This window comes from Sphingomonas sp. BE138, from assembly GCF_031456125.1.
Lineage (GTDB): Bacteria > Pseudomonadota > Alphaproteobacteria > Sphingomonadales > Sphingomonadaceae > Sphingomonas.
The window spans coordinates 25,337-50,973 of the sequence record NZ_JAVDUC010000005.1 but is presented as its reverse complement, the minus strand read 5'-3'; the positions used below and the strand labels follow the sequence as shown (position 1 = coordinate 50,973).

General features: G+C 69.0%; 27 protein-coding genes. 13 read left to right on the top strand and 14 right to left on the bottom strand.

What is annotated here, in order from left to right:
* Nucleotides 1-230: 230 nt before the first annotated feature.
* Genes J2Y58_RS08455 through J2Y58_RS08425 form a run of 7 tightly spaced genes read right to left on the bottom strand, consistent with a single transcriptional unit; the run spans nucleotide 231 to nucleotide 7,077 of the window.
* On the bottom strand, nucleotides 231-1,910 hold the full coding sequence (locus tag J2Y58_RS08455) for a GMC family oxidoreductase (RefSeq protein WP_310101464.1): 1,680 nt from the start codon (nucleotides 1,908-1,910) through the stop codon (nucleotides 231-233).
* 26 nt (nucleotides 1,911-1,936) lie between these two features.
* A complete protein-coding gene (locus tag J2Y58_RS08450; protein WP_310101462.1) occupies nucleotides 1,937-2,773 on the bottom strand; it encodes a sugar phosphate isomerase/epimerase in 837 nt (278 codons plus the stop codon).
* On the bottom strand, nucleotides 2,770-3,345 hold the full coding sequence (locus tag J2Y58_RS08445) for a gluconate 2-dehydrogenase subunit 3 family protein (protein ID WP_310101458.1): 576 nt from the start codon (nucleotides 3,343-3,345) through the stop codon (nucleotides 2,770-2,772). Before J2Y58_RS08445 ends, J2Y58_RS08450 begins: the two co-directional genes overlap by 4 nt.
* Nucleotides 3,346-3,367: 22 nt before the next feature.
* Nucleotides 3,368-4,276, bottom strand: coding sequence for a TIM barrel protein (locus J2Y58_RS08440; RefSeq protein ID WP_310101455.1), 909 nt, complete (start codon nucleotides 4,274-4,276; stop codon nucleotides 3,368-3,370).
* A complete protein-coding gene (locus J2Y58_RS08435) occupies nucleotides 4,273-5,580 on the bottom strand; it encodes an MFS transporter (protein WP_310101451.1) in 1,308 nt (435 codons plus the stop codon). The genes J2Y58_RS08440 and J2Y58_RS08435 overlap by 4 nt, the downstream gene beginning before the upstream one ends.
* A 58-nt stretch (nucleotides 5,581-5,638) precedes the next feature.
* Nucleotides 5,639-6,682 carry a sugar phosphate isomerase/epimerase gene (locus J2Y58_RS08430; RefSeq protein ID WP_310101448.1) on the bottom strand — a complete coding sequence of 348 codons (1,044 nt, stop codon included), beginning with the start codon at nucleotides 6,680-6,682 and terminating at the stop codon, nucleotides 5,639-5,641.
* Nucleotides 6,683-6,696: 14 nt separating this feature from the next.
* On the bottom strand, nucleotides 6,697-7,077 hold the full coding sequence (locus J2Y58_RS08425; protein ID WP_310101446.1) for a c-type cytochrome: 381 nt from the start codon (nucleotides 7,075-7,077) through the stop codon (nucleotides 6,697-6,699).
* 113 nt (nucleotides 7,078-7,190) lie between these two features.
* On the opposite strand from J2Y58_RS08425, the gene J2Y58_RS08420 reads away from it, so the two are divergent.
* Entirely contained in the window at nucleotides 7,191-8,351 is a 1,161-nt protein-coding gene (locus tag J2Y58_RS08420) for a Gfo/Idh/MocA family oxidoreductase (RefSeq protein ID WP_310101443.1), read from the top strand.
* A gap of 73 nt (nucleotides 8,352-8,424) precedes the next feature.
* Here the strand turns inward: J2Y58_RS08420 and hemW are convergent, their stop codons facing one another.
* Nucleotides 8,425-9,624: a radical SAM family heme chaperone HemW gene (gene hemW / locus J2Y58_RS08415; RefSeq protein ID WP_310101441.1), complete on the bottom strand. Its 1,200-nt coding sequence runs from the start codon at nucleotides 9,622-9,624 to the stop codon at nucleotides 8,425-8,427.
* A 105-nt stretch (nucleotides 9,625-9,729) separates the two neighbouring features.
* Between hemW and J2Y58_RS08410 the strand changes: the two genes are divergently transcribed.
* Nucleotides 9,730-10,281 (top strand): CAP domain-containing protein, encoded by a 552-nt coding sequence (locus tag J2Y58_RS08410; protein ID WP_310101438.1) that lies wholly within the window; start codon nucleotides 9,730-9,732, stop codon nucleotides 10,279-10,281.
* A gap of 172 nt (nucleotides 10,282-10,453) precedes the next feature.
* Here the strand turns inward: J2Y58_RS08410 and rdgB are convergent, their stop codons facing one another.
* On the bottom strand, nucleotides 10,454-11,080 hold the full coding sequence (gene rdgB, locus J2Y58_RS08405) for an RdgB/HAM1 family non-canonical purine NTP pyrophosphatase (protein WP_310101435.1): 627 nt from the start codon (nucleotides 11,078-11,080) through the stop codon (nucleotides 10,454-10,456).
* Nucleotides 11,077-11,790: a ribonuclease PH gene (gene rph / locus J2Y58_RS08400; protein ID WP_310101431.1), complete on the bottom strand. Its 714-nt coding sequence runs from the start codon at nucleotides 11,788-11,790 to the stop codon at nucleotides 11,077-11,079. Before rph ends, rdgB begins: the two co-directional genes overlap by 4 nt.
* A gap of 79 nt (nucleotides 11,791-11,869) precedes the next feature.
* Here rph and J2Y58_RS08395 point away from each other — a divergent pair, with 79 nt between their 5' ends.
* Nucleotides 11,870-12,355 (top strand): DUF6438 domain-containing protein, encoded by a 486-nt coding sequence (locus J2Y58_RS08395; protein ID WP_310101429.1) that lies wholly within the window; start codon nucleotides 11,870-11,872, stop codon nucleotides 12,353-12,355.
* Between the two features lie 33 nt (nucleotides 12,356-12,388).
* On the opposite strand, the gene J2Y58_RS08390 is transcribed toward J2Y58_RS08395, so the two are convergent.
* The gene (locus J2Y58_RS08390; protein ID WP_310101425.1) at nucleotides 12,389-12,739 is read right to left on the bottom strand and encodes an STAS/SEC14 domain-containing protein; all 351 of its coding nucleotides are present in this window, start codon (nucleotides 12,737-12,739) and stop codon (nucleotides 12,389-12,391) included.
* 100 nt (nucleotides 12,740-12,839) lie between these two features.
* On the opposite strand from J2Y58_RS08390, the gene hrcA reads away from it, so the two are divergent.
* Nucleotides 12,840-13,883, top strand: coding sequence for a heat-inducible transcriptional repressor HrcA (gene hrcA / locus J2Y58_RS08385; RefSeq protein WP_310101422.1), 1,044 nt, complete (start codon nucleotides 12,840-12,842; stop codon nucleotides 13,881-13,883).
* Nucleotides 13,884-13,918: 35 nt separating this feature from the next.
* On the top strand, nucleotides 13,919-14,470 hold the full coding sequence (gene grpE / locus J2Y58_RS08380; protein WP_310101419.1) for a nucleotide exchange factor GrpE: 552 nt from the start codon (nucleotides 13,919-13,921) through the stop codon (nucleotides 14,468-14,470).
* Nucleotides 14,471-14,684: 214 nt separating this feature from the next.
* Here grpE and J2Y58_RS08375 read toward each other — a convergent pair whose 3' ends face one another.
* On the bottom strand, nucleotides 14,685-16,013 hold the full coding sequence (locus J2Y58_RS08375; protein ID WP_310101416.1) for an MFS transporter: 1,329 nt from the start codon (nucleotides 16,011-16,013) through the stop codon (nucleotides 14,685-14,687).
* 136 nt (nucleotides 16,014-16,149) lie between these two features.
* Here J2Y58_RS08375 and cyoA point away from each other — a divergent pair, with 136 nt between their 5' ends.
* The 8 genes from cyoA to J2Y58_RS08335 all read left to right on the top strand — a co-directional run bounded on the left by cyoA (nucleotide 16,150) and on the right by J2Y58_RS08335 (nucleotide 23,658).
* On the top strand, nucleotides 16,150-17,286 hold the full coding sequence (gene cyoA / locus J2Y58_RS08370) for a ubiquinol oxidase subunit II (RefSeq protein WP_310101413.1): 1,137 nt from the start codon (nucleotides 16,150-16,152) through the stop codon (nucleotides 17,284-17,286).
* A gap of 7 nt (nucleotides 17,287-17,293) precedes the next feature.
* The gene (cyoB, locus tag J2Y58_RS08365) at nucleotides 17,294-19,294 is read left to right on the top strand and encodes a cytochrome o ubiquinol oxidase subunit I (RefSeq protein WP_310101410.1); all 2,001 of its coding nucleotides are present in this window, start codon (nucleotides 17,294-17,296) and stop codon (nucleotides 19,292-19,294) included.
* Nucleotides 19,295-19,299: 5 nt separating this feature from the next.
* Nucleotides 19,300-19,932 carry a cytochrome o ubiquinol oxidase subunit III gene (gene cyoC / locus J2Y58_RS08360; protein WP_310101408.1) on the top strand — a complete coding sequence of 211 codons (633 nt, stop codon included), beginning with the start codon at nucleotides 19,300-19,302 and terminating at the stop codon, nucleotides 19,930-19,932.
* Nucleotides 19,932-20,357, top strand: a complete 426-nt coding sequence (cyoD, locus tag J2Y58_RS08355; protein WP_310101405.1) for a cytochrome o ubiquinol oxidase subunit IV — start codon at nucleotides 19,932-19,934, stop codon at nucleotides 20,355-20,357. The genes cyoC and cyoD overlap by 1 nt, the downstream gene beginning before the upstream one ends.
* A complete protein-coding gene (locus J2Y58_RS08350) occupies nucleotides 20,354-21,064 on the top strand; it encodes an SURF1 family protein (protein WP_405053087.1) in 711 nt (236 codons plus the stop codon). Before cyoD ends, J2Y58_RS08350 begins: the two co-directional genes overlap by 4 nt.
* Before the next feature lie 57 nt (nucleotides 21,065-21,121).
* Complete coding sequence (locus tag J2Y58_RS08345) at nucleotides 21,122-21,748, top strand: PAS-domain containing protein (protein WP_310101401.1); 627 nt, start codon at nucleotides 21,122-21,124, stop codon at nucleotides 21,746-21,748.
* 84 nt (nucleotides 21,749-21,832) lie between these two features.
* Nucleotides 21,833-23,131: an ATP-binding protein gene (locus J2Y58_RS08340; RefSeq protein WP_310101398.1), complete on the top strand. Its 1,299-nt coding sequence runs from the start codon at nucleotides 21,833-21,835 to the stop codon at nucleotides 23,129-23,131.
* Entirely contained in the window at nucleotides 23,128-23,658 is a 531-nt protein-coding gene (locus J2Y58_RS08335; RefSeq protein ID WP_310101395.1) for a response regulator transcription factor, read from the top strand. The genes J2Y58_RS08340 and J2Y58_RS08335 overlap by 4 nt, the downstream gene beginning before the upstream one ends.
* A 131-nt stretch (nucleotides 23,659-23,789) precedes the next feature.
* Here J2Y58_RS08335 and J2Y58_RS08330 read toward each other — a convergent pair whose 3' ends face one another.
* Both J2Y58_RS08330 and J2Y58_RS08325 read right to left on the bottom strand, forming a co-directional pair.
* Nucleotides 23,790-24,524: a glutaredoxin gene (locus J2Y58_RS08330; protein ID WP_310101393.1), complete on the bottom strand. Its 735-nt coding sequence runs from the start codon at nucleotides 24,522-24,524 to the stop codon at nucleotides 23,790-23,792.
* A gap of 16 nt (nucleotides 24,525-24,540) precedes the next feature.
* Nucleotides 24,541-25,548 (bottom strand): glycosyltransferase family 4 protein, encoded by a 1,008-nt coding sequence (locus tag J2Y58_RS08325; RefSeq protein WP_310101390.1) that lies wholly within the window; start codon nucleotides 25,546-25,548, stop codon nucleotides 24,541-24,543.
* Nucleotides 25,549-25,637: the final 89 nt, after the last annotated feature.

The following is a 25,637-nucleotide window of genomic DNA, read 5'->3' as shown; positions in this document are numbered from 1 at the left end:
CGCACCCTCCGCGCCGTCCTTGGCGAGTTCGAAGGACGTGTCGTGGGACACGTGCTTCGACAGGCTCAGTACGAGCGGGTGGTGGTGGTGCGCCCCGCCGCGCGACAAGCTCAGGACGAACGACGCAGGAGCGAACGCCAGGCGACATCGCGTCCACCGTCATCGCGGACGCCGCGCCGCGATCCGGACCCGGATCACGGCGCACGCGCCCGCGATGACGACCGTGTCGCTCAGATCGTGCCGGCCTTCATCAGCTTCACCGCATTGTCGCACGCGCGGGCGGTGAGCGCCATGAAGGTCAGCGACGGGTTGACGCACGACACCGACGCCATCTGCGCGCCGTCGGTGACGAACAGGTTCGGCGCGTCGTGCGCCTGGTTCCAGCGGTTGAGCACCGAGGTGCGCGGGTCCGCGCCCATGCGTGCGCCGCCCATCTCGTGGATCGCGTCGCCCGGCACATGCTCGCCCTCGCGGCTGGTGACCTCGGTGAGGCCGGCGCCGCGCAGCATCGCCTCGCCCTGCTCGCGCGCGTCGGCCATCATCTTCAGCTCGTTGTCGCGGAAGGTGACGTTGAACACCATCAGCGGCACGCCGAAGCGATCGACCTTGGTGGGGTGCAGCGACACGCGGTTGTCCTCGTACGGCAGGCATTCGCCGAACGCGGTCATGCCGAACTGCCAGTTGGCATATTTGCGCATGCCGTCCTTCATCGACTTGCCGAAGCCGACCGGCGCGGCGGGCGAGCGGAAGGCCGAACCCTGATAGCCGTAGCCGCGCTTGAACCCGACGCCCTCGTCGCCACCGACGTTGCGGAAACGGGGGATGTACACGCCGCCCGGACGCCGACCATATTCGATATATTCGGTCATGCCCGGGATGTTGCCGCCGATGCTGACGCGGAAGATGTGGTCCATGACGTACTTGCCGAGCGTGCCGCTGCTGTCGAACCAGCTGCGCCCGTCCGGCCGCTTCGAGTTCATCATGATCTGCACCGAGGCGAGCGCGGAGGCGCACAGGAACACGATGCGTGCCTGCACGACCTGCGCCTGGCCGGTCTTGGCGTCGATGTAGCGGACGCCGGTCACGCGCTTCCTGGCGGCATCATATTCCAGGTTGGTGACGACCGCGTCCGAGCGCAGCGTCAGCTTGCCGGTCGCGCGCGCGGCGGGCAGCGTCACTGCCTGCGTCGAGAAATAGGCGCCGAACGAGCAACCGTTGCCGCACTGGTTGCGATACTGGCACTTGGTGCGGTTCTGGTCGGGCTTGTCCTCGGTCATGTTGGTGAGGCGCGTGTTGATGAGCTTGCGACCGGGGAACTTGGCCTCGAGCCGCGGCTTCACCCACTTCTCCGCGATGTTCATGTCCATCGGCGGCTGGAAGTCGCTGTCGGGCAGCTGCGGCAAATTCTCGCGCGAGCCCGACACGCCGATGTAATTCTCGACGTACTTGTACCAGGGCTCGACGTCCTCGTAGCGGATCGGCCAGTCGATCGCGATATTGTCGCGCTTGTTCGCCTCGAAGTCCTCGGGCGCCCAGCGGAACGACCAGCGACCCCAGATCAGCGACTTGCCGCCGACCGCGGCCGGGCGGATCCAGTAGAACTTGCTGCCTTCGTCATAGGCATAGGGGTTCAGCCGGTCGTCGTTGTAGAACTTGCGGTTGCTGGGCGTGACATAGCCGTGCTTGGTGATGAAATAATCGCTTTCCATCAGCGCGGGCGGCATCGAGTTGCGCGCGGGCACCTCATAGGCGGGCTTGCCGTCATAGGGGTAGCCTTCGCCATGCTCGACCATGATGCCGCGGTCGAGCATCAGGACGCGCAGGCCCTTCTCCGTCAGCTCCTTCGCGGCATATCCGCCGCTGACGCCGGAGCCGATGACGATCGCGTCGAAAGTGTCGGTCGCTGCCATTTCTGTAATCCTCTCCGTCGGCGCGATCAGAAGCGCAGGGCGCGCAACGTGCGGTAGCTGGTGGTGATGTCGGGCAGATAGGGCGCCGGGCACTGATCGTTCTCGACGTAGAAGTGCTTCACGCCGGCGACACGGTTCAGCTTGAAGATCGCGCCGAAGTCGATCTTGCCCTCGCCGACCGCGCACATGCTGCCGTCGGGGCGCTTGTCCTTGACGTGATAGGCGTAGATGCGCCCGGCCAGCCGGCGGATCAGCGCCGCCGGGTCCTGCCCCGCGGTGATCGCCCAGAACAGGTCGAGCTCGACCTTGACCAGCGCCGGATCGGTTTCCTTGAGCAGCCGGTCGTAGAGCGACACGCCGCCGGGCTTCACCGTGAACTCGAAATCGTGGTTGTGATAGGCGAAGTCGAGCCCGGCCTTCTTCAGGTCGCGCGCGAAGCGGTTGAAGTCCTTGAGCGCCGTATTCCAACCCGCCTCGTTGCGATGCTGGTCGGTCATGTACGGCAGGATGACCGTGTCGGCCCCCAGCGTCTTGGCCATCTTCACCGCGCCGTTGAAGTCGGCGAGCAGCCACTCATAGGGCACGTGGACCGACGGCGCCTTCAGCCCGAGCCGGTCCTGCGTGCGGCGCAACGCGGCATGATCCATCTTGTCATAGCCGCCGCCGCCATATTCGATCTCGCGGTAGCCGATCTTCGCGACCTTCTCGAGCGTGCCCATCGGGTCGGGCCCGAAGATCTCGCGAACGGTGTAGAGCTGGAGCCCGACCGCGCCGAGCTGCGCGGCCGAGGCAGACCCGCCGAACAGCCCGAGGGCTGCCAGACCGCCGGCACCGGCGAGGACGTTGCGACGCGTGGCGATCATGACGAATACACCTTGTTGACCTTGGAATAGGGGAAAGCACCGTCGTAGCTGCCGGGGACGGGCAGATACTCGCGCTCCTGCGTGATGCCGATTTCCGACGTGTAATAACCGGCGATCACCATCTGGCGGAACGGATCGAAGAACGCCTTGCCGCCCGGCAGCTTGTCGTCCATCGCCAGCGTCAGCAGCGCATCGTGCTGTGCCGGCGTCAGCTGCGCGGCGGGCTTCTTGTAGTCGGCCTTGGCGCGCGCCTCGATCGCGTCGAGCCCGGCGATGATCGGCACTCGGTCCTCGGGCGTAGACCAGTCGGCCAGCAGCTTCTCGATATATTGCGGCACGCCCGCGGCGATCGCGCCGGGCGTGTCGGTGGTCGGCACCACCCGGTCGCTGAGCGCGGTCATCAGCGCGCGCTGCGGGGCGGTGAACACCTGAACGCTCGGCGGCCCCTCGCTGATCGTGGGGATGACGCCCTTCGTCTGCGCCACCGCCGCGGCGGCGCGCGCCAGCGGGGCGTAGAGCGACGCCCCGAACATGGCGGCGATGCCGCCCATAGCCTGTCGTCTGTCGATCACTCACCCTCTCCCAGAATATGCGTCACGCGGCGTCGATCGCGCGATAGGCGGCGATCAGCCGCTCCTCGCCCGCGCGCCCCGCTACCGAATTGCCGTGTTCCATGCCGATCACCCCGGCGTAGCGCCGTTCGCGCAGGTGCCGGACGACGTTGCGGTAATTGACCTCGCCGGTCCCCGGCTCCTTGCGGCCGGGATTGTCGCCGAACTGGACGTAGCCCATCTCGTCCCAGACCATGTCGAGCGAGCGGATCAGGTTCCCGGACTGGATCTGCTCGTGATAGCAGTCGGTCAGGATCTTGATCGCCGGGCTGTTCACCCCGCGCGCCACCGCATAGCCCGCCGCCCACGATCGCATGTAGACGTTGGGATGGTCGGTGCGGGTGTTGAGCGGCTCCATCACCGCGACCAGCCCGTGGGGGGCGAGGATGTCGCCCGCGCGGCGCATCAGGTCGATGACGCGCCCGGTCTGGATCTCCATCGGGACCTTGTGGTCGACGAAGCCGGTGACGACGGTCATGTGCTTCGCGTTCAGCCGCTTGGCGACCTCGACCGAGGCGCGGACGTCGGCCAGGAACGCCTCGCGCTCCGCGCCGTCGTCGCTGCCGAAGATCGGCCTGAACTCGGCCCATTTCGGCATCGATGCGACGAACACGCCCATCGTCATCCCGCGCTGTTGCAGCGCCCTGGCCATCGCCTTCTGGTCGTCGACCGAACGCCCGCGCGCCTCGTTGTCTTCCCACGCGCGAAAGCCCTGGTCGGCGGCGAAGGCGATCTGTTCGAGGCGGTTGCCGCGGCTGGCGAAGCTGCCCTCGTGCGGCGCGTAGTTGAGCGAGAAGGTGGCGGCGTTGCTCACCTTGCCTTGCCCCTGTGCCGAAGAGGAAAGCGCGGCGGCCACGCCGCCGGCCAGGACCGAGCGGCGCGACGGGGTCATGCCACCGCCGCCGTGCGGCGGCGACGCTCCGACAGCCAGATCGCGCCGAAGACGAACAGCAGCACGACCGGGACCAGCGCCAGCTTGGCGAACGACTGCGAGGCGGCGGCGTCCTCGACCTGGCGCAGCGCCTCGCCGGTCAGCTGCTTGAAGGCCTCGGGCCCGCCGGCCAGCCGCACCTTGGCCTCGTCGAACATGCCGCCCAGCAGCGGCAGGACGAAGAAGCTGGCGAGCGCGCCCGCCGAGCCGACCAGCCCCAGCGCCCAGGCGCCGCCGCGCGGGTAGCGTTCCGCGACCGAGGCGAGCATCGTCGGCCACATCACGCAGACGCCCAGCCCCCAGACGGTGGAGGCGAGGATCGCGGCGACCGGCGACTGCGCGCGCGACAGGAGGAACAGCCCGATCGCGGCGAGCAGGCTGGAGATCCACAGCAAGCCGGGGTTCGACAGCTTGCCCGCCAGCCGGCCCGCGAAGTGGCGGAAGACGAACATCAGCGCGCTGATATACACCAGCAGCAGGATGCCGCGCATGCCGACGCGGTTGGTGAGCGCGACGTCGAGCCACTGGCCCGGCGCCAGTTCCGACGAGGCGGTCAGGAACATCGCGGCGAACCATACGAAGAAGCTGGGGCGGCGGAACACCTCGCCGATCATCGTGCCGAAGCTCTCGCCCTCGACGACCGCGGGGGCGGGCGGGAAGGTGGTGGTCGCGCCGATCACCACGACGCCGATCGCGGGCAGGAACACCAGCCCCATGATCGCCTGCCACGGCACGACGTTGGCGAGGAACACGCCCGCCAGCCCGCCGATGATGAGCCCGCCGGGATACCAGGCGTGGAGCACGTTGAGGCGGTGCGTCGTCTCCTCCGGATAGAGCCGCGCGGTCAGCGGGTTGATCGACGCCTCCGCCAGGCCCCAGCCGATCCCGCTGAGCATCATGCCGAGCCAGACGAGCGAATAGATCGTCATGCCGCTGGCGATCGCCCCCGCGCCGACGATCAGCGCGGTACCGACGATGAAGCACACGCCGGAGCCGATCACGATCCGCTTCGCGCCGATCTTGTCGAGCAGCGCGCTGGCGACGAACAGGGTGATCGCGAAGCCGAGGAAGGCGGAGCCGAGCGCGGCGCCGATCAACTCGCCGGCCTCGACCGGCGCGATCGGATCGATCCACTGCGCCTTCAGGCTGCTGGCGATCGCCGCGCGCAGCGACGCGCTGACCGCCGCGGTGGTCAGCGCCAGCACGCTCAACCAGAACAATCGGGACCGATGCTGCCCGGTGAACGTCGCTGCCTCTGTCTGCACCCTCTACCCCTTTGCGCTCACGCGATTCTTTTTATCGTATTTTTGTCAGAGTGGCCGATCACGCGATCCCGAGCAAGCGCCGGTTCGCGCCCGGATCGGCCCCGCCCGCGAAATCGTCGAAGGCGCGTTCGGGGCGGCGGATCATATGTGCGGCGATGAACGGGGCACCCTCGCGCGCGCCGTCCTCGGGGTGCTTCAGGCAGCATTCCCATTCCAGCACCGCCCAGCCCGCGTAGCCATATTGCGTCAGCTTGGAGAAGATGCCGCCGAAATCGACCTGCCCGTCGCCCAGCGAGCGGAAGCGGCCCGGCCGGTCGACCCAGTCCGAATAGCTGCCGTACACGCCCGCCTTGCCGGTCGGGTTGAACTCGGCATCCTTGACGTGGAACATGCGGATGCGGTCGTGGTAGAAGTCGATGAACTGGAGATAGTCCATCGCCTGCAGCACGAAGTGGCTGGGATCGTAGAGGATGTTGGCGCGCTTGTGCCCGCCGACCGCGTCCAGGAACCGCTCGAAGGTGGTGCCGTCGTGCAGGTCCTCGCCGGGGTGCAGTTCGAAGCAGAGGTCGACGCCCTGTTCCTCGAACGCGTCGAGGATCGGGGTCCAGCGGCGGCCGAGTTCGGCGAACGCCTCCTCGACCATGCCGGCGGGGCGCTGCGGCCACGGATAGACGAACGGCCAGGCGAACGCCCCCGAAAAGGTGGCGTGCGCGTCGAGCCCGAGGCGGCGGCTGGCCCGCGCGGCGAGCTTCAGCTGCTCGACTGCCCAAGCCTGGCGCTCGGCGGGCTTGCCGCGCAATTCGGCGGGCGCGAACACGTCGAACGCGGTGTCGTAGGCGGGGTGGACCGCGACCAGCTGCCCTTGCAGGTGCGTCGAGAGTTCGGTGATCGCGACGCCCGCCTCGCGGCAGCGGCCGACCAGCTCGTCGGCATAATCCTGGCTCTCGGCGGCGAGCGACAGGTCCATGCAGCGTTCGTCGCGGGTCGGGATCTGCACCCCCTCATAGCCCGCGTCTGCCATCCAGCGCGCCGCGTTGTCGAGCGTGTCGAACGGCGCGGCGTCGCCCATGAACTGGGCCAGGAAGACGCCGGGCCCCTTCATCGTCGGGGCACCGCTCACTTGGCGGTCTCGGACTTCAGATAGGCGATGATCGCGGCGCGCTTCGCGGGATCCGGCGTCGCGATCGGCATGCGCGTGCCCGGCACCACCTTTTGCGGCGCGGCCAGGAAGGCGTCGAGCGACTTGTCGTTCCACTTCAGCTGCGCCTTCTTGAAGGCGGCCGAATAGTTGAAGCCGGGCGCGGAAGCGGGCGCGCGGGTGAACAGCCCCGACAGGTTCGGGCCGATGCCGTTGCGGCCGCCCTTGTTGAGCGTGTGGCACGCCTTGCACGCGGCGAACGCCTGCGGTCCGTTCTGCTGCGCGGGGGCGGGCGCCGCAATCGCCAGAGCGGCGACCGCGACGATCGGGGCGGCGAGAAGCCCGGCGACCAACTTCATGCATCTCTCCAAACGCGAATTGATTGCCGCCAGTTTACCGCTAAACCGGGCGATAGCAAGGCGGCTGACGTTACGGTCTTCGTAATGGCGGTATGCAACTAACGGGAGGATGAATGGCGCGGGTAGAACCACTTAAGCTGGGCATGGTCGGCGGAGGCGAAGGCGCGTTCATCGGCGCGGTCCACCGGATGGCGGCGGGCGTCGACGGCGACTGGCGGCTGGTCGCGGGTGCGTTCAGCAGCGATGCGGGACGCAATTCGCGCACCGGCGACCTGCTCGGGTTGCAGCCGGAGCGCGTCTATGCGTCAATTGATGCCATGCTTTCCGCCGAGCGTGCGCTTCCCCGGGGCGAGCGGATCGACGCGGTGGCGATCGTGACGCCGAATCACCTCCACGCGCCGATGTCGATCGCCGCGCTCGACGCCGGCTTTCACGTGATCTGCGAAAAGCCGATGTCGCTGAACCTGGCCGAGGCGCGCGACATCGCCGCCGCGGCGACGCGGAGCGGGAAGCATTATGCGCTCGCCTTCACCTACAGCGGTTATCCGCTGATCGAGGAAGCGCGCGCGCGCGTCGCGCGCGGCGACTTCGGCGCGATCCGGCTGGTGCAGGTCGAATATTCGCAGGGCTGGCTCAGCAGCGCGCTCGACCGCGAGGGCAATCGGCAGGCGGAATGGCGCACCGATCCGGCGCGTGCCGGCCTGGGCGGCTGCCTGGGCGATATCGGCACGCACGCCTTCCAGCTGGCCGAACATGTCGGGGGCGTGCGCGTCGAGTCGCTGTGCGCCGACCTGACCACGCATGTGCCCGGTCGCCGGCTGGACGACGACGTCAGCGTGCTGCTGCGCTTCGCGGGCGGCGCGCGCGGCGTGCTGAAGGCGACGCAGGTCGCGGCCGGTGACGAAAACGGCTTGCGGCTGCGTATCCACGGCGAAAAGGGCGGGCTCGACTGGGCGCAGATGGAGCCCAACACGCTGACGCTGCGCTGGCTCGATCGCCCGGCGGAGATCGTGCGGACGGGCGGGCCGGGGCTGGCGGAGACGACGCTGGCGCGGATCCGGACGCCGGCTGGGCACCCGGAAGGCTATATCGAGGCGTTCGCCAACCTGTACCGCGCGGTCGCCGCGACGATCCGCGGCGGCGATGCGGAGGCGGAACGCGGCGCCGCGGCATGGTTCCCGGGTGCGGAAGACGGCGTGCGGACGATGGCGTTCGTCGAGGCGGTGGTCGCCAACGCGACGTCGGAGCAGAAGTGGAGCGGGCTGGCGGAGTAGGCCGACCAGAATTCGCTCCCCTTCGTCACCCCGGCCTTCGCCGGGGTGACGGGCAGGGGCGGGCACGAGGGGGCTACCGCACCACCTTCGGCAGGATAGCGTCGAGCAGGATCATCCCCGCCTCGGTCACCCGCAATCGCGGACCCTCGCGCACGATCAGCTCGGGCAAGGCAGCGATCGCGGCGAGGTCGACGATCTCCTCGACGCGCATCCCGCCGGCCGCCGCGATACCCTCGACATCGACGCCCTCGCGCAGCCGCAGCCCCATCAGCAGCGCCTCGCCGACGCGGGTCGCGGCGTCCAGCGGTTCCTCGCTCTCGATCCCGTGCGCGTTGCGCGCGACCGCCGCCAGCCAGTTTTCCGGCTTCTTGCGGCGGAAGGTGGCGAGATGGTCGCGCCGCCCGTGCGCACCGGGGCCGATGCCGGCATAATCGCGGTAGCGCCAGTAAGCGAGGTTGTGGCGGCTCTCCGCGCCGGGACGCGCGTGGTTGGAGATCTCATAGGCCGGCAGCCCGGCGGCGGCGGTGCGCGCGCGGGTCAGCTCGAACAGGTCGGCGGCGGCGTCGCCGTCGGGGATCGCCAGCCGCCCCGCCGCCGCCTCGGTCGCGAAGCGCGTGCCGGGCTCGATCGTCAGCTGGTAGACCGACAGATGCTCGGTCCCGAACGACAGCGCACGCGCCAGCTCGGCGTCCCAGGCGTCGGGCGACTGGCCGGGGCGCGCATAGATCAGGTCGAAGCTGACCCGCGCGAAACTGCGCTGCGCCACCTCCAGCGCGCCGAGCCCCTCGCGCACGTCATGCGCGCGGCCGAGGAAGCGCAGTGCGTCGTCGTCGAGCGCCTGTAGCCCCAGCGAGACGCGATTCACCCCCGTCGCGGCCAGATCGGCGAATCGCGCCGCCTCGACCGACGACGGATTGGCCTCCAGCGTGATCTCGACGTCGCCGACCGGCGTCCAGGCGGCGGTCGCGGCCTCGATCAGCGCGGCGACGGTGCGCGGCGGCATCAGCGACGGCGTGCCGCCCCCGAAAAAGATCGAGCCCAGCCGCCGCCCCGGCATCTGCGCGACTTCGTGGGCGAGGTCGGCGAGCAGCGCGTCGTGCCACTGCGCCTCGTCCACGGTGGCGCGGACATGGCTGTTGAAGTCGCAGTAAGGGCATTTCGAGACACAGAACGGCCAGTGGATGTAGAGCGCCAGCGGCGCCGCCGCACGCGCCGCACGGTCGCGGGCGGCTGCCGCGGCGCGGCCGGAGGGAACGAGGTCGATCACTGCCATGATGGCGGCGCATATGGCGGTTCGTCGCAGCAAAGGCCACATGCGGCGCAGGCGGGCGCTGATCCATGTTGCAGCACGCACGGGCGCGCGCCATTCCCGCCGACGATGGTTTTTCGTCGATTCGTCGCGTTGCTGCTCGCCGTCCTTTGCTGCACGCCCGGTGTCGCCGCCGGCGTCGAGTGGCGGATGCGGCCGCCGACGCCGTCACGCGATGCCTCGCTGCTCCAGCGCGCGATGCTGGACGTCCACAATCGCGCGCGCGGCGAGGTGGGGCTCGCCCCGCTGGCGTGGAGCCCGACGCTGGCCGAGGCGGCGGCGGCGCATGCGCGGGTGCTGGCGCGCAGCGGACGGCTGTTCCATGCCGCGCAACCGGCAGGGGCGGCATGGCAGGGCGAAAACCTGTTCGCGGGCACGCGCGGCGGCTACGATTATGGCGAGATGGCGCGCTACTGGATCGAAGAGCGGCGCAACTTCCGCAACGCGCCCAGCCCGCGCTTCAGCCGCACCGGCCGCTGGCAGGACGCCGCGCATTACGCGCAGATCGTGTGGCGCGACACCACGGAGGTCGGCTGCGCGATGGTGCCCGGGCAGAGCGACGATTTCCTGGTGTGCCGCTATGCGCCGGGCGGCGAGGTGCGGGGGCGGCGGGCGTATTGAGAACGGCTGACGTCGGGGATCATTCCCAGACTGTCATTCCCGCGCAGGCGGGAATCCAGACGCGCAGGTCCCTCGGTAGAGCCGACAGGTCAGAGTTTCTGGATTCCCGCCTTCGCGGGAATGACGGGAAAGGTGGCGAGAATGACGGCCGCGGGTAGGCGAGTCCGGGCCGTCAGAAGACCGCCGCGACCATTTGCCGGAAGGCGTCGCCGCGGTGGCTGATCTCGTTCTTCGCCGGCTCGTCCATCTCGCCGAAGGTGGCGTCATGGCCGACCGGCAGGAACACCGGGTCGTAGCCGTGCCCCTTGTGCCCGCGCGGCGGCCAGACGAGCGTGCCGTCGACACGCCCCTCGAACCATTCGACATGGCCGTCGGGCCACGCCAGCGCCAGCGCGCAGATGAAATGCGCGTCGCGCGGCGCGTCCGGGATCGCCGCGAGCTTGTCCTCGACCAGCCGCATCGCCTGCGCGAAGTCCTTCTCCGGGCCGCCCCAGCGCGCCGAGAAGATGCCGGGATCGCCGCCCAGCGCGTCGACGCAAAGGCCGCTGTCGTCGGCCAGCGCCGGCAGCCCCGACAGGTCCGCCGCCGCGCGCGCCTTCAGCTCGGCGTTCATCACGAAGGTGGTGCCGGTCTCCTCGGGCTCGGGCAGGTCGAGCGCGCCCGCCGAGATGACCTCGAGGCCATAGCCCTCCAGCAGCGCGCCGATCTCGCGCACCTTGCCGGCATTATGGCTGGCGATCACCAGCCTGCCCGGTTTCAGCTTGCGGATCGCCTGCGGATCCATGCCTTCCCCGCTCATGCGACCGCGCGGCCCTGTGCGGCGAAGATCTCGTTGCAGCCGATCCGGGCGAGGCGGAGCAGCCGCAGCAGCGCTTCCTCGTCATAGGTGGCGTGCTCGGCGGTCGCCTGCGCCTCGGCGATATGGCCGTTTTCGAGCAGCACGAAATTGGCGTCGGCATCGGCGTTCGAATCCTCGACGTAATCGAGGTCGAGCACCGGGTTGCCCTGGTAGATGCCGCACGAAACGGCAGCGATCTTCTGCTTGATCGGATCGGCGGTCAGCTTGCCCGAGGCGAGCAGCCCGTCGACCGCCAGCCGCAGCGCGACCCAGGCGCCCGAGATCGAGGCGGTGCGCGTGCCGCCGTCGGCCTGGATCACGTCGCAGTCGAGCGTGATCTGCCGCTCGCCGAGCGCGCCGAGGTCGGTCACCGCGCGCAACGACCGGCCGATCAGCCGCTGGATCTCCTGCGTGCGGCCGGACTGCTTGCCCTTGGCGGCCTCGCGGCTGCCGCGCGTGTGCGTGGCGCGCGGGAGCATCCCGTATTCGGCCGTCACCCAGCCCTGGCCCTTGCCGCGCAGGAACGGCGGCACGCGCTCCTCGACGGACGCGGTGACGAGCACCTTGGTATCGCCGAAGCCGATCAGCACCGAGCCCTCCGCATGGCGCGTGAAGCGCGGCTCGATCGTGATGGGGCGCATCTGGTCGGGGGTGCGGCCGCTGGGGCGCATTCAACTCTCCTCAAGGTCGGATCGTCCACGCCCTAGCCCGGTTGGTGCGGGTGCGCCAGCGACAAGCGGGAGGGATATGATGCGGGCGATGATGATGGCGGCGGCGCTGGTGGCGGGGTGCACGCACGCGGCGGCGCGGCCCGGCGGCACGGCGGCGGCGGGCGAGGCGATCACGCTGGCGACCGGGGCGTGCTTCGGGGCGTGTCCGGTGTACCGGGTGACGATCCGGCCCGACGGGACAGGGACGTTCGAGGGGCAGCGCTTCACCGCGGTGACGGGTGTGCGGGCGTTCACCGCCGACCCCGCCGCCTATCGCCGGTTCGCCGCGATGCTCGCGCCCTATCGACCGGCGCAGGGCGTGCTCGATTACGAGCGCGACCGGTCGCTGTGCGGGGATGATATCGCGACCGACATGCCGAGCGCCGACGTGACCTGGGCGGGCGAGAGCGAGCGCCGCCTGCACTTCTACTTCGGCTGCGGGATGGAGCGGAACCGCACGTTGCGCGAGACGCTTGCCGCCGCCCCGCGGGTGCTGCCGATCGCGGGGTTCATCGGGAGGGAATAACGTAAGGTCGTCCCCGCCCGTTCAGGGACGCGCCTACGCCGTCAGCCACGCGCGTGCGGTCGCGGGGTCGTCGAAGACCTGCATGTACGGCTGCGTCATGACGCGGCGTACCTGCGTGCGCAGGATCGCGCCGACCGCGACGATCGCGATCCGGCTCGCCTTCGGGAACGGCGCCATGTGCCGTGCGAAGGCGGCCAGCGTATCCTGCGGTTGCGGGCCGCACGCGCTCATGTCGATCATCAGCCGATAGCCGGGGCGGAAGCGCGCCGCCAGGAAGCCGCGCATCACGTCCTGCGTGTAGGTCGCGACCTCGGCGGGCGTGAAGATCCGGTGCCAGCGGATCGCGAGCAGATGGGCATCCTGGTCGAATGATACGTCGTACATTACTGATCTTCCTTGCTTGTCACCATGGCGTGCCGAGGTTGCCGAAAGATGAAGGCGCGGGCGGTTGAGCCGCGCCGCCGCTTTGCATACATCCTGGTGCGTGAGCCCATCGCCGCCCATCGCCGAGCTGACCGATCGCGCGCGCGATATCTTTCGCCGCGTCGTCGACGGCTATCTGGAAAGCGGTCAGCCGGTCGGATCGCGGACGCTGGCGCAGGCGGGGCTGAACCTGTCGCCGGCCTCGATCCGGGGCGTGCTGGCGCAGCTGGAGCTGGCCGGGCTGCTGACCGCGCCGCACACGTCGGCGGGGCGGATGCCGACCGAGCGCGGGCTGCGGCTGTTCGTCGACGGCATGATGCAGGCGCACGCGCCGACCGATGACGAACGCAAGCAGATCGAGGCGCGCGCCGGCACCGGGGGGCCGGTCGAGGAGGCTTTGGCGGCGACCACCGCCGCCTTGTCGGGGCTGTCGGCGTGCGCCGGGCTGGTGATGGTGCCCAAGCGCGAGGCGGTGCTGCGCTCGATCGGTTTCGTGCCGCTGGGGCCGGTCCAGGCGCTGGCGGTGCTGGTCGGCGAGGACGGCGGGGTCGAGAATCGCGTCATCGACCTGCCGCCCGGCGTCGCGCCGGGCGCACTGGTCGAGGCGGGAAATTACATGACCGCGACGCTCGCCGGGCTGACGCTGGGCGAGGCGCGCGCGCGGCTGGAGCGCGAGGTGGCGGCGGGCCGCTCCGCGCTCGACGCCGCGGCGCGCACGCTGGTCGAGCGCGGGCTGGCGATCTGGAGCGAGGATGGCGCCCGGCGTCCGGTGCTGATCGTGCGCGGGCACGGGCGGCTGCTCGACGATGCCGACGCCGCCGACCTGGAACGGGTGCGCGCGCTGCTCGACGATCTCGACGGCAAGCAGGAGGTCGCCGCGCTGCTCGACTCGGCGCGCGCGGGCGACGCGACGCGGATCTTCATCGGCGCGGAGAACAAGTTGTTCACGCTCAGCGGCTCGTCGGTGATCGCCAAGCCGTTCCGGGGCCGCGACGGCAACGTCGTCGGCGTGGTCGGGGTGATCGGGCCGACGCGGTTGAACTACGCGCGCGTCGTGCCCATGGTGGATTTTACGGCCGCGACGCTCACCCGGTTGCTCGGGTGAGGCGCGGCAATTCGACGTAGAAGAACAGGACGACCATGACCGAGAACGCCAATCCCGCCGACGACCTGCGCGAAGCGACCGCTGACGCCGCCCCCGAGGTCGCGGAGCATGACGCCGCCGCGGCGCGGGTCGCGGAGCTGGAGGAGCAGCTCGCCGCCGCCCGGCAGGAGACGCTCTATGCGCAGGCCGACATCCAGAACGTCCGTCGCCGCGCCGAAAAGGACGCCGCCGATGCGCGCGCCTATGCCGCGACCGGCTTCGCGCGCGACGTGCTGTCGGTGGCCGACAATCTCGACCGTGCGCTGGCCGCGATCCCGGCGAGCCTGCGCGAGGACGAGAAGTTCAAGGGGCTGGTGACCGGGCTGGAGGCGACCGGGCGCGAGCTGGCGAACGTGTTCGGCCGGCACGGCCTGACCAAGATCGAGGCGATGGGCCAGCCGCTCGATCCCAACAAGCATCAGGCGATGATGGAGATGCCGAGCGACGCGGCACCGGGCACGGTGGTGCAGGAGATGCAGTCGGGCTGGATGATCAAGGACCGCCTCCTGCGCCCGGCGCTGGTCGGCGTGGCGAAGAAGCCGGACTGAGATAGCACGCCGGTTTCCACACATCCCTCCGTCATTCCCGCGCAGGCGGGAATCCAGAATCTCCGACGTTCCGGTCCTTGCGAAGACCTGCGCGTCTGGATCCCCGCCTCCGCGGGGATGACGGCTTGGGAAGCCGGGCTGCGGATCAACAAAAAGGGCGGGTCGCGATTTCCATCGCGCCCGCCCTTTTTCGTGGCCGCAGCCGCGCGCGGCCTCAGTCGAGGCGGCGCGCCAGTTCCACGTTCAGCCCCAGCGCGATCAGCGTGCCGAGCGCACCCGACAGCAGGTACCCGCCCGCCGCGACCAGCCCGAACGCCTGCGTCAGCGCCAGCGCCGCCAGCGGCGCGAAGCCGGCGCCGAACAGCCACGCGAGGTCCGAGGTCAGCGCCGCGCCGGTATAGCGTGCGCGCTTGGGGAAGTTGCTGGTCACCGCGCCCGACGACTGGCCGAAGGAGATGCCGAGCAGCAGGAACCCCATCACCATGAACAGGATCTCGCCGGCGCGTCCGCCGTTCAGCAGCGTCGGCGCGAAGCCGCTGAACGCCGCGATGCCGGCGGCGGTGTAGCCGAGCACGCTGCGCCGTCCGATCCGGTCGGCGAGCAGCCCGGACAGCACGATCGCGCCCAGCCCGACGACGCCGCCCAGCACCTCGATCATCAGGAAGGTCGAGATGTCCTCGCGCGTGTACAGCGCCACCCACGACAGCGGGAACACCGTCACCATGTGGAACAGGGCGAAGCTGGCCAGCGGCGCGAACGCGCCGATGATGATGTTGCGCCACTGCGCCTTGACGGTTGCGGTCACGCGCGACGGGGTCAGCTCGCGGCTGTGGAACAGCTCGGCATATTCCGGGGTCACCACGATGCGCAGCCGCGCGAACAGCGCCACGACGTTCAGCGCGAAGGCGACGAAGAACGGATAGCGCCAGCCCCAGGAGATGAAGTCGACCGGCTCCAGCGTCGAGAGGAAGAAGGCGAACAGCGCGCTCGCCACGATCAGCCCGAGCGGCGCGCCGAGCTGCGGCACCATCGCCCACCAGCCGCGCTGCCGGTCGGGAGCGTTGAGCGCGAGGAGCGACGGAAGGCCGTCCCACGCACCGCCCAGCGCGATTCCCTGGCCGACGCGGAACAGCGCCAGCAGGATCGCCGACCAATGGCCGATCGTGTCGTAGCCGGGCAGGAAGGCGACCAGCACCGTCGAGGTGCCGAGCAGGAACAGCGCGATCGTCAGCTTGGTCCCGCGGCCGTAGCGGCGGTCGAGCTTCATGAAGATCTGCGTCCCGATCGGGCGCGCGATGAAGGCGAGCGGGAACAGCGCGAACGACCACAGGGTCGCGGCGATCGGTTCCATGTAGGGGAAGATCACCGCCGGGAAGACGATGACCGAGGCGATCGCATAGACGAAGAAGTCGAAGAATTCCGAGGTCCGCCCGATGATGACGCCGATCGCGATCTCACCGGGGCGCACATCGTGGTCGCCTTTGCTATGAAGGGCGCGAGCATCCTGCTCGAGCGGCGTGGACGAAGCGGTGGCCATATTCATTCCCGATCGGTCGGACGGACGTATTCCGGCGGAGCCCTACCCTAAACCATCGCGCGCGTGGATGGGACAAAATGTCCTATTCCGCTGCGACGCAGCAAAGCCTAGCTGCGCGACCATGACCCGTCGTCCCGCCCCCATGACCCGTCGTTCCGCGCCCGGCCGCCCGCCTTTCGTCCGCCACCTGGCGGCCGCGATCGCGCTCGTCGCGCTCGGCGGGTGCAACACCGTCGTGATGAACCCCGCCGGCGACGTCGCCGCGCAGCAGTCCAGCCTGATCGTGTGGTCGACGGTGCTGATGCTGCTCATCATCGTGCCGGTGATGGCGCTGACGGTGCTGTTCGCCTGGCGCTATCGCGAACAGAATACCGAGGCGGCGTACGAGCCCGACTGGGATCACTCGACCGGGCTCGAGCTGGTGATCTGGGCCGCGCCGCTGCTGATCATCATCGCGCTGGGCGCGCTGACCTGGGTCGGCACGCACACGCTCGACCCGTACCGCCCGCTGGCGCGCACCGCGCCGGGCAAGCCGGTGGCGGCGGCCGTCAAGCCGCTGGAGGTGCAGGTCGTCTCGCTCGACTGGAAGTGGCTGTTCATCTACCCCGAGCAGGGGATCGCGACCGTCAACGAACTGGTCGTGCCGGTCGACCGTCCGGTGAAGTTCACCATGACCTCGTCGAGCGTCATGAACGCGTTGTGGGTGCCGGCGATGGCCGGGATGATCTACACCATGCCGGGCATGGAGACGGTGCTGCACGGCGTGCTGAACCGCACCGGCAAGTTCGAGGGCCGCTCGGGCAATTACTCGGGCGCCGGCTTCTCGCACATGACCTTCTGGACGCATTCGGTGTCGCCGGCGCGCTTCGCGCAATGGGCCGCTGGCGTTAAGCGCAACCGCTGGCAGCTGGACAATGCGACCTACCTCAAGCTGGCCGCGCCCAGCGAGAAGGTGCGCCCGATCGGCTTCGGCACCGTCGACCCCGGCCTGTTCAAGCGCGTCGTCGCGATGTGCGTGAAGCCGGGCACCAGCTGCATGGAGAATATGTCGCACGCCGGCCCGGCGGTGAACGACCGGCCGCAACGTGCCGACGAACCCGAAGGCGCGCTGACCCGCGACGCGGACGAAAAGGGCGAGAGCCCGCACCTGAGCGCCCCGCACGGGGCCGCGCCGGGTGCGAACGATCCGGGGGCGGGCAACCGCAACATGACCAGGCTCGACACGCTCGGGCTCGACCATCCCGCGCTGCGGCGCGCCAACGCCTCCAAGGAGGCTTGAGGACAGCATGTCGGACGACCTCATCAAGACGATCTTCGGGCGGCTGACGCTCGAGAGCTTCCCGATCCACGAGCCGATCCTGGTCGGCACCTTCATCATGGTGGCGATCGGCGGCGCGGCGGTGCTCGGCGCGCTGACCTATTTCAAGCTGTGGGGCTATCTCTGGAAGGAGTGGTTCACCAGCGTCGATCACAAAAAGATCGGCATCATGTACATCGTGCTGGCGATCATCATGCTGTTGCGCGGCTTCGCCGATGCGCTGATGATGCGCGCGCAGCAGGCGATGGCCTTTGGCGGCAGCGAAGGCTTCCTGCCCGCGCACCATTATGACCAGGTGTTCACCGCGCACGGCGTCATCATGATCTTCTTCGTGGCGATGCCGTTCGTCACCGGGCTGATGAACTTTGTCGTTCCGCTCCAGATCGGCGCGCGCGACGTCAGCTTCCCGTTCCTGAACAATTTCAGTTTCTGGATGACGGTCAGCGGCGCGGTGCTCGTGATGATGAGCCTGTTCGTCGGCGAGTTCGCACGGACCGGGTGGCTGGCGATGGCGCCCTTGTCGGGGCTCGATTACTCGCCCGATGTCGGCGTCGATTACTATATCTGGGCGTTGCAGATCGCCGGCGTCGGCACGCTGTTGTCCGGCGTCAACCTGCTGACCACCATCGTCAAGATGCGCGCGCCGGGCATGAGCCTGATGCAGATGCCGATCTTCACCTGGTCGGCGCTGGTCACCAACGTCCTGATCGTCGCGGCCTTCCCGGTGCTGACCGCCGTCCTCGCGATGCTCAGCCTCGACCGCTACGTTGGCACCAACTTCTTCACGAACACCGGCGGGGGCAACCCGATGATGTACGTGAACATGATCTGGATCTGGGGCCACCCGGAGGTGTACATCCTGATCCTGCCGGCGTTCGGCGTGTTCTCGGAAGTCGTCTCGACCTTCTCGGGCAAGCGGCTGTTCGGCTACACCTCGATGGTCTACGCGCTGATCGTGATCTGCATCCTGTCGTACCTGGTGTGGCTGCACCATTTCTTCACGATGGGATCGGGCGCCAGCGTCAACAGCTTCTTCGGCATCACGACGATGATCATCTCGATCCCGACGGGCGCGAAGATCTTCAACTGGCTGTTCACGATGTATCGGGGACGGATCCGCTTCGAGCTGCCGATGATGTGGGCGGTCGCGTTCATGCTGACCTTCGTGATCGGCGGGATGACCGGCGTCATGCTGGCGGTGCCGCCGGCCGACTTCCAGTTCCACAACTCGCTGTTCCTCATCGCGCACTTCCACAACGTCATCATCGGCGGCGTGCTGTTCGGGATGTTCGCGGGCGTGAACTATTGGTGGCCCAAGGCCTTCGGGTTCAAGCTCGACAAGTTCTGGGGCACGATCAGCTTCTGGTGCTGGGTGGTCGGCTTCTGGGTCGCGTTCGCCCCGCTGTACGTGCTGGGGCTGATGGGCGTCACCCGCCGCCTGCGCGCCTTCGAGGATCCGTCGCTGCAGATCTGGTTCGTGATCGCCGCGATCGGCGCGCTGATCATCGCCGCCGGGATCGGCTCGATGCTGATGCAATTCTACGTCAGCATCCGCGATCGCGAGAAGCTGCGCGACGTCACGGGTGATCCGTGGAACGGGCGGACGCTGGAATGGGCGACCTCGTCGCCGCCGCCGGCCTATAACTTCGCCTTCTCGCCGGTCGTCCACGATCTCGACGCCTGGCACGACATGAAGTCGAAGAAGGCCGAGCGTCCGACCACGGGCTTCCGCGCGATCCATATGCCCAAGAACACCGGCGCCGGGATCATCCTGGCCGGGCTGTCGACCGTCTTCGGCGCGGCGATGATCTGGTACGTCTGGTGGCTGGCGGCGCTGTCGTTCGCGGCACTGATCGCGACCGCCATCGGGCATACCTTTAACTACGACCGCGACTTCCACATTCCCGCCGAGGACGTCGTCAACAGCGAGGATGCGCGCACCCGCGCGCTCCAGCAGGCGGGGGTGTGAGCACGATGAGCACGACGACGCAGACGGCGCCGGGTACCGAGGCGCCCTCTTACTACGACCTGGACGAGCATGAGCATCCGCCGGGCGCCAGCACCATGCTGGGCTTCTGGCTGTACCTGATGAGCGACTGCCTGATCTTCGCGATGCTGTTCGCCGCCTACGGCGTATACGGCGGCAGCTATGCCGGCGGACCGGGGCCGAAGGAATTGTTCGAACTGCCGCTGGTCGCGGTGAACACGACCGCGCTGCTGCTGTCGTCGATCACCTACGGCTTCGCGATGCTGAACGCGGACGAGCAGAACAAGGCGGCGACGCTGCGCTGGCTGGGCGTCACCGGCGTGTTCGGCGCGGCGTTCCTGTCGATCGAGTTGTACGAGTTCAGCACCCTGATCCACGAAGGCGCGGGGCCGTGGCGCTCGGCGTTCCTGTCGTCGTTCTTCACGCTGGTCGGTACGCACGGGCTGCACGTCACCTTCGGCATCGTCTGGCTGGTGACGCTGATGGTGCAGGTCGCGCGGCGTGGGCTGGAGCCCGCCAATCTGCGTCGCCTCCAGTGCCTGTCGCTGTTCTGGCACTTCCTGGACGTCATCTGGATCGGCGTCTTCACCTTCGTCTACCTGTTGGGAGTGCTCCGCTGATGAGCGCCGATACGCACGGCCACGCCCCCGCCCACGGGCACGACCACGTTCACGATGCGCATGACCGCCACGCCCACGACCATGGCGGCGCGGCGCACGGATCGCGGCGGGAATATTGGATCGGCTTCATCCTGTCGGTGCTGCTGACCGCACCTGCCTTCGCGCTGGTGATGAGCGGGATCATCCCCGATCCGCGCGTCACCGCCGGGATCGTGATCGCGCTCGCGCTGGTGCAGATCGTGGTCCACATGATCTACTTCCTGCACATGAACACCAAGTCGGAGAACGGCTGGACGATGCTCGCGCTGATCTTCACCGCGATTATCGTGCTCATCGTCATCGCCGGGTCGCTGTGGGTGATGTACCACATGAACCTCAACATGATGCCCGGCATGCAGATGGAGCAGTCGAGCGGCGGCATGTGATGCGGGGGCGCTGGGCCTTTGCCGCGCTCGCGCTGCTGGGCGCGGTGCTGCTGGCGGGGCTCGGCGTGTGGCAGGTCGAGCGGCGCGCGTGGAAGCTCGCGCTGATCGACCGCGTGGAGCGGCGGCTCGCCGCCCCGCCGGTCGCGCCGCCCCCGCCGTCGCGCTGGGCGACGATCGGCGCCGACGACGCCTACACCCGCCTCGTGGTAGCGGGGCGCTGGCGCCCGGTACCGCCGGTGTTCGCGCAGGCCGTGACCGACGCCGGCGCCGGCTTCTGGGTGCTGTCGCCGCTGGACACCGCGCGCGGCACGATCCTCGTCAACCGCGGCTTCGTGCCGCGTCGCGACCCGGCACTGATGGCCGAGGGGCCGGCGCGCGTGACCGGGCTGTTGCGCGTCACGGAGCCGGGCGGCGGCTTCCTGCGCAACAACGATCCGGCCGCCGACCGCTGGTACTCGCGCGACATCGACGCGATCGCGGCGGCGCGGCGGCTGGGGCCGGTCGCGCCGTTCTTCGTCGATGCCGACGCCGTGCCGGGCAACACCGGACCGCGCGGCGGGCTCACCGTCGTCACCTTCCGCAACAATCACTTGGTCTATGCGGTGACGTGGTTCACGCTGTCGGCGATGATGGGGTTCTTCGCCTGGCGCATCGCACGCGCGGGCGGTGAGCGCCGGGAGCGTGATCGGGGAACCGGAACCTCATGATTGCGGTAACAGGCCGGCAACCTTTCGATCCTAACTCAGGATAGAAGAGGTGGTCGCGTGTCGAAACTGGATGATGCATCGGAGCAACTGAACATCGTCGTGGCGCATATGCGTCACGGGATCGTCATCTATGATCGCGACGAGCGCATCCGCCTGATCAACCCGTGCGTCAGCACGATCTTCGACCTCGGACGGACGGCGATCGCGGCCGGTGACACGCTGACCGACTATATCGAGCGGATCGGCGAGCGGGTGGGGTGGCCTGCGGAGCGGCGCGCGGCGATCGTTCGCAACCATCGCCTGTGGGCGGAGGAGCGATGCTCGCGGACCTTCGACCATCATTTCGACGACGGGAAGATCCTGGAGATCGGCTTTCACCCGCTGCGCGAGGGCGGCGCGGTGCTGACGTTCGTCGATGCGACCCACGAACGCAACCTGCGAGGCGCCAGCGTGCGCCGCGACGGACTCGCGCGCGAGGCGCGCGCGATGCTCGACAAGGTCGGCCGGATCGCGTCGGATACCCGGTTGGTGGCGTTGAACGCCAGCATCGAGGCCGCCCGGCTGGGATCGCAGGGGCGCAGCTTCGCGGTCGTCGCGGAGGAGGTCAGGGGATTGTCACGGCAGACGTCCGACGTGCTGGTAGAGATCGGTCGCATCAACGAGGCATCACTCAGCCTGACCTGACCCGCGCGGATGGCCGCGTCGCTGCGACGACCCGGCCATCTGCATGGTGGCGCTTCCTGCGTGCTTGGGCGTAAGGAAGACTCAATGCCCGCCTCTGACATCATCGCCGGAACCGGGCTGCGCGAGGACGCGGGGCGGCGCAACGTGCGGCTGTTGTCGATCCTGCGCTGGCTGGCGGTCGGCGGGCAGCTCGCCGCGATCGCGCTGGTGCATTTCGTCGTCGGGGTGCGCTTGCCGCTGGTACCGATGCTGGGCGCGGTGGCGGTGCTGGTCGCGCTCAACCTGGCGATCGGGCAGCTCGTCGGCCGGCGGCCGATCACGTACGGCGCGCTGTTCGCGACGCTGCTCGTCGACGTCGCGTGCCTGACGACGCAGCTGTATCTCAGCGGAGGGGTGGGCAACCCCTTCGTCACCCTGTTCCTGCTCCAGGTCGTGATCGCGGCGCTGCTGCTGCGCGATCATGCCAGCTGGGCGATGGTGGCGCTGACCAGCGCGCTGTTCGCGTGGCTCGCGCACGCCGCGCCGCCGTTCGCACTGCCGCCGGGCTGGGCGTCGTCGCTGTCGACCCCCTACGTCGCGGGCAGCTGGTTCAACTTCACCCTGACCGCGACGCTGCTGGCGCTGTTCGTCACGCGGATCGTGCGCAACGTCTCCGAGCATGACGCGCGGCTCGCCGCCTTGCGGCAACGCGCGGCGGAGGAGGAGCATATCGTCCGCATGGGCCTGCTCGCCAGCGGTGCCGCGCACGAGCTCGGCACGCCGCTGTCGTCGATCGCGGTGATGCTGGGCGACTGGCGGCGCGAGCCCGCGATCGCCGCCTCGCCCGCACTGCTCGCCGATCTGGAGGACATGCGCACCGAAGTCACCCGCTGCAAGGACATCCTCAGCCAGGTACTGCTCGCCTCGGGCGAGGTGCGCGGGATCGCGCCGGTGCGCACGACGCTGCGCACCTTCCTGGCGGGGATCGTCGGCGACTGGCGCGGCAAGACCGGGGTGGCGGCGGCCTATGAGCATCTGATGACCGGCGACCCGCGGATCGTCGCCGACAAGGCGCTGGCGCAGACGATCACGAACCTGCTCGACAATGCGCTGGAGGCCGGCGGGCGCACGATCGCGCTGTGCGCCTGGTGGGACGGCGACCGGCTGGTGCTGTCGGTGCGCGACGATGGCCGCGGCTTCGCGCCGGCGATCCTCGACGGGCTCGGCAAGCCGTATCTGAGCACCAAGGCGCGGCGCGGCGCGGGGCTGGGGCTGTTCCTGGCGGTCAACGTGCTTCGGACGCTGGGCGGCGCAGTGTCGGCGCGCAACCGCGAGGGCGGCGGGGGCGAGGTGACGCTGACGCTGCCGATCGCCGCGATCGCGGTGCCGGAGGAGGGCGCATGACCGACCGACGCTTGCTCATCATCGAGGACGACGAGGTGTTCGCGCGCACGCTGGCACGCTCGTTCGAGCGGCGCGGCTATCAGGTGCGCGCGATCGCCGATCCCGACGATCTCGACGCGGTGGTCGCGGCGCTGAGGCCCGATCACGCGGTGGTGGACCTGCGGCTCGGCAACGCATCCGGCCTCGCCTGCGTGGCGCGGCTCCACGCGCTGGATGCGCAGATGCGGATCGTGGTGCTGACCGGCTTCGCCAGCATCGCGACCGCGGTGGAGGCGGTGAAGCTGGGCGCGACCAACTACCTCTCCAAGCCGGCCAATTCCGACGATATCGAGGCGGCCTTCCAGGCCAGCGGGGAAGGCGACGCCAGCGTCGAGCTGGTCGCCTCGCCGACCTCGCTCAGGACGCTGGAATGGGAGCATATCCACCAGACACTGGCGGATTGCGGGTTCAACGTGTCCGAGGCTGCGCGGCGGCTGGGGATGCACCGGCGGACGTTGGCGCGAAAGCTGGGCAAGCGGCATCTGTGACGCCCGCCCGTCGTCTAGCGGCCTTGGCGTCATTCCCGCGACGGCGGGAATCCAGACGCGCAGGTCCTCGCAACAGTCGAGACGTCAGAAGTTCTGGCTTCCCGCCTTCGCGGGAATGACGGATGGAGGGGTCAGGCAAGCGCCATCCACACCGCCATCGCGATCATCATCACGTTTTCGGTCAGCGACACGAACCCCAGCGGCACGCGCGTCGCGCCGCCGACGCAGGCGCATTTCAGCTCGCGCTTGTCGACATAGACCGCCTTTATCACCGACACCGCGCCGACGGTGCCGATGAACAGCGCGATCGGCACCGACAGCCAATCGGCGACGTGGGCGACCATCAGCACGCCGGCCAGCCCTTCCGCGAACGGATAGACATAGCCGTAGCGGACCCAGCGCTTCGCCAGCAGGTCGTAGTTGAGGAACATTGTCGAGAAGGTCTCGACATCCTGCAATTTGAGCAGCGCGAGCACGCACATGCTGAACGCGACGAACCACTCGCCCGCGCGCATCGTCAACGCGGTGCCGAACGCGGCGGTGCTGGCGGCGAGTGCCATCAGCGCGGTCATCGCGAACACCGCGACGACCGGGCGATAGCTCGTCGCGCCCGCGGGCGGCACGTGGATGCCGAAAAAGCGCCGCACGTCGTCATAGCCGCCGATGCGCCTCTCGCCGATGAAGGTCTGCGGCGTGGTCTTGACGCCATGCTCGGCCTTGAAGGCGTCGGTTTCGGCGCGGGTGCGCAGCCAATGGTCGTCGACGGTGTAGCCGCGGCGTTCGAGCAGGTCCTTGGCCTTCAGGCCGTAGGGGCAGGTGTGCGACGGCATCACCATCCGATAGAGCGTGGCGCGTTTCTCGGTCATGCCGGTCAGATAGGGATCATGCGCCCAGAATGCGCCGGTAGAGCGCAATATAGTCGTCCGCCATCCGCGCGACGCTGAACCGTTCGGCGACCGCGCGCCGGCAGGCGGCGCGATCGATCTCGCCGGCGCGGGCGATCGCGGCGACCGCCTCGGCGGGGCTTTCGACCAGGAAGCCGGTGACGCCGTGTTCGATCAGCTCGGGCATCGACCCGCGCCGCGTCGCGATCACCGGCGTCCCGCACGCCATCGCCTCGATCACCGACAGCCCGAACGGTTCGTCGAAGTTGATGAGGTGGAGCAGCGCGCGTGCCTGCCCCAGCGCCGCGATGCGCGCCTCGCCGCCGACCGCGCCGTGGTAGCGGACCCGTGCGTCCAGTTGGGACGCGACCGCCCGGTCGTAATAGCCCTGATCCTGCACGATCCCGTAGAGGTCGAGCGCACGTCCGGACGCGCGCGCGGCGGCGATCGCCTCCGCCGCGCCCTTGTCCGGATGGAGTCGCCCGAAGAACAGCAGGTCGTCGCCGCCCGCTGCGTGGAAGCGGAAGTCGTCGAGCGGGATGCCGTGGTGGATCGTCGCGGCGTAGCGCAGGCGCGGGTGCCGGTCGGCATCGCTGATCGCGACATAGTGCACCCGGTCCTGAAAGGGCGCGTACATCGGCAGGATGCGGTCCGACGAGAAGCCGTGGATCGTCGTGACCATCGGCGTGTCGACCAGCGGCGCGAAGGCGTGCGCGGGGAAATCCGCCTGGTTGTGGATCAGGTCGAAGCGATTGGCCTGGGCGAACAGGTGGCTGAGGTGGCGGTATTCCCACACCTTCGCGTCGATCGATGGATCCTCGCAATAGGGTGCGGGGACGACTCCGTCGAGCGTCGCGCCGGTCACGCTGTCGAGCGTCGCGAACAGCGTGACGTCGACCCCGCGCTCGACCAGCGCCTCGGTGAGGAGGTGCGTGACCAGTTCCCACGGCCCGTAATGGCGCGGGGGCGTCCGCCACGCGATCGGGGCGAGCATGGCGATCTTCATGGGTGATAGTCCTTGTTACTTTCCCCCTGCATTGTCACCCCGGCGGAGGCCGGGGTCCAGTGGCGGGCGCTTCGTGGGATGCGGGACCG

Bases quoted from the DNA above. Each gene is read 5' to 3' on its own strand.
- J2Y58_RS08455 (WP_310101464.1), bottom strand. From the start codon at position 1,910: ATGGCAGCGACCGACACTTTCGACGCGATCGTCATCGGCTCCGGCGTC.
- J2Y58_RS08450 (WP_310101462.1), bottom strand. From the start codon at position 2,773: ATGATCGCCACGCGTCGCAACGTCCTCGCCGGTGCCGGCGGTCTGGCA.
- J2Y58_RS08440 (WP_310101455.1), bottom strand. From the start codon at position 4,276: ATGACCCCGTCGCGCCGCTCGGTCCTGGCCGGCGGCGTGGCCGCCGCG.
- J2Y58_RS08430 (WP_310101448.1), bottom strand. From the start codon at position 6,682: ATGAAGGGGCCCGGCGTCTTCCTGGCCCAGTTCATGGGCGACGCCGCG.
- J2Y58_RS08425 (WP_310101446.1), bottom strand. From the start codon at position 7,077: ATGAAGTTGGTCGCCGGGCTTCTCGCCGCCCCGATCGTCGCGGTCGCC.
- J2Y58_RS08420 (WP_310101443.1), top strand. From the start codon at position 7,191: ATGGCGCGGGTAGAACCACTTAAGCTGGGCATGGTCGGCGGAGGCGAA.
- hemW (WP_310101441.1), bottom strand. From the start codon at position 9,624: ATGGCAGTGATCGACCTCGTTCCCTCCGGCCGCGCCGCGGCAGCCGCC.
- J2Y58_RS08410 (WP_310101438.1), top strand. From the start codon at position 9,730: ATGGTTTTTCGTCGATTCGTCGCGTTGCTGCTCGCCGTCCTTTGCTGC.
- rdgB (WP_310101435.1), bottom strand. From the start codon at position 11,080: ATGAGCGGGGAAGGCATGGATCCGCAGGCGATCCGCAAGCTGAAACCG.
- rph (WP_310101431.1), bottom strand. From the start codon at position 11,790: ATGCGCCCCAGCGGCCGCACCCCCGACCAGATGCGCCCCATCACGATC.
- J2Y58_RS08395 (WP_310101429.1), top strand. From the start codon at position 11,870: ATGCGGGCGATGATGATGGCGGCGGCGCTGGTGGCGGGGTGCACGCAC.
- J2Y58_RS08390 (WP_310101425.1), bottom strand. From the start codon at position 12,739: ATGTACGACGTATCATTCGACCAGGATGCCCATCTGCTCGCGATCCGC.
- grpE (WP_310101419.1), top strand. From the start codon at position 13,919: ATGACCGAGAACGCCAATCCCGCCGACGACCTGCGCGAAGCGACCGCT.
- J2Y58_RS08375 (WP_310101416.1), bottom strand. From the start codon at position 16,013: ATGAATATGGCCACCGCTTCGTCCACGCCGCTCGAGCAGGATGCTCGC.
- cyoA (WP_310101413.1), top strand. From the start codon at position 16,150: ATGACCCGTCGTTCCGCGCCCGGCCGCCCGCCTTTCGTCCGCCACCTG.
- cyoB (WP_310101410.1), top strand. From the start codon at position 17,294: ATGTCGGACGACCTCATCAAGACGATCTTCGGGCGGCTGACGCTCGAG.
- cyoC (WP_310101408.1), top strand. From the start codon at position 19,300: ATGAGCACGACGACGCAGACGGCGCCGGGTACCGAGGCGCCCTCTTAC.
- cyoD (WP_310101405.1), top strand. From the start codon at position 19,932: ATGAGCGCCGATACGCACGGCCACGCCCCCGCCCACGGGCACGACCAC.
- J2Y58_RS08340 (WP_310101398.1), top strand. From the start codon at position 21,833: ATGCCCGCCTCTGACATCATCGCCGGAACCGGGCTGCGCGAGGACGCG.
- J2Y58_RS08335 (WP_310101395.1), top strand. From the start codon at position 23,128: ATGACCGACCGACGCTTGCTCATCATCGAGGACGACGAGGTGTTCGCG.
- J2Y58_RS08330 (WP_310101393.1), bottom strand. From the start codon at position 24,524: ATGACCGAGAAACGCGCCACGCTCTATCGGATGGTGATGCCGTCGCAC.
- J2Y58_RS08325 (WP_310101390.1), bottom strand. From the start codon at position 25,548: ATGAAGATCGCCATGCTCGCCCCGATCGCGTGGCGGACGCCCCCGCGC.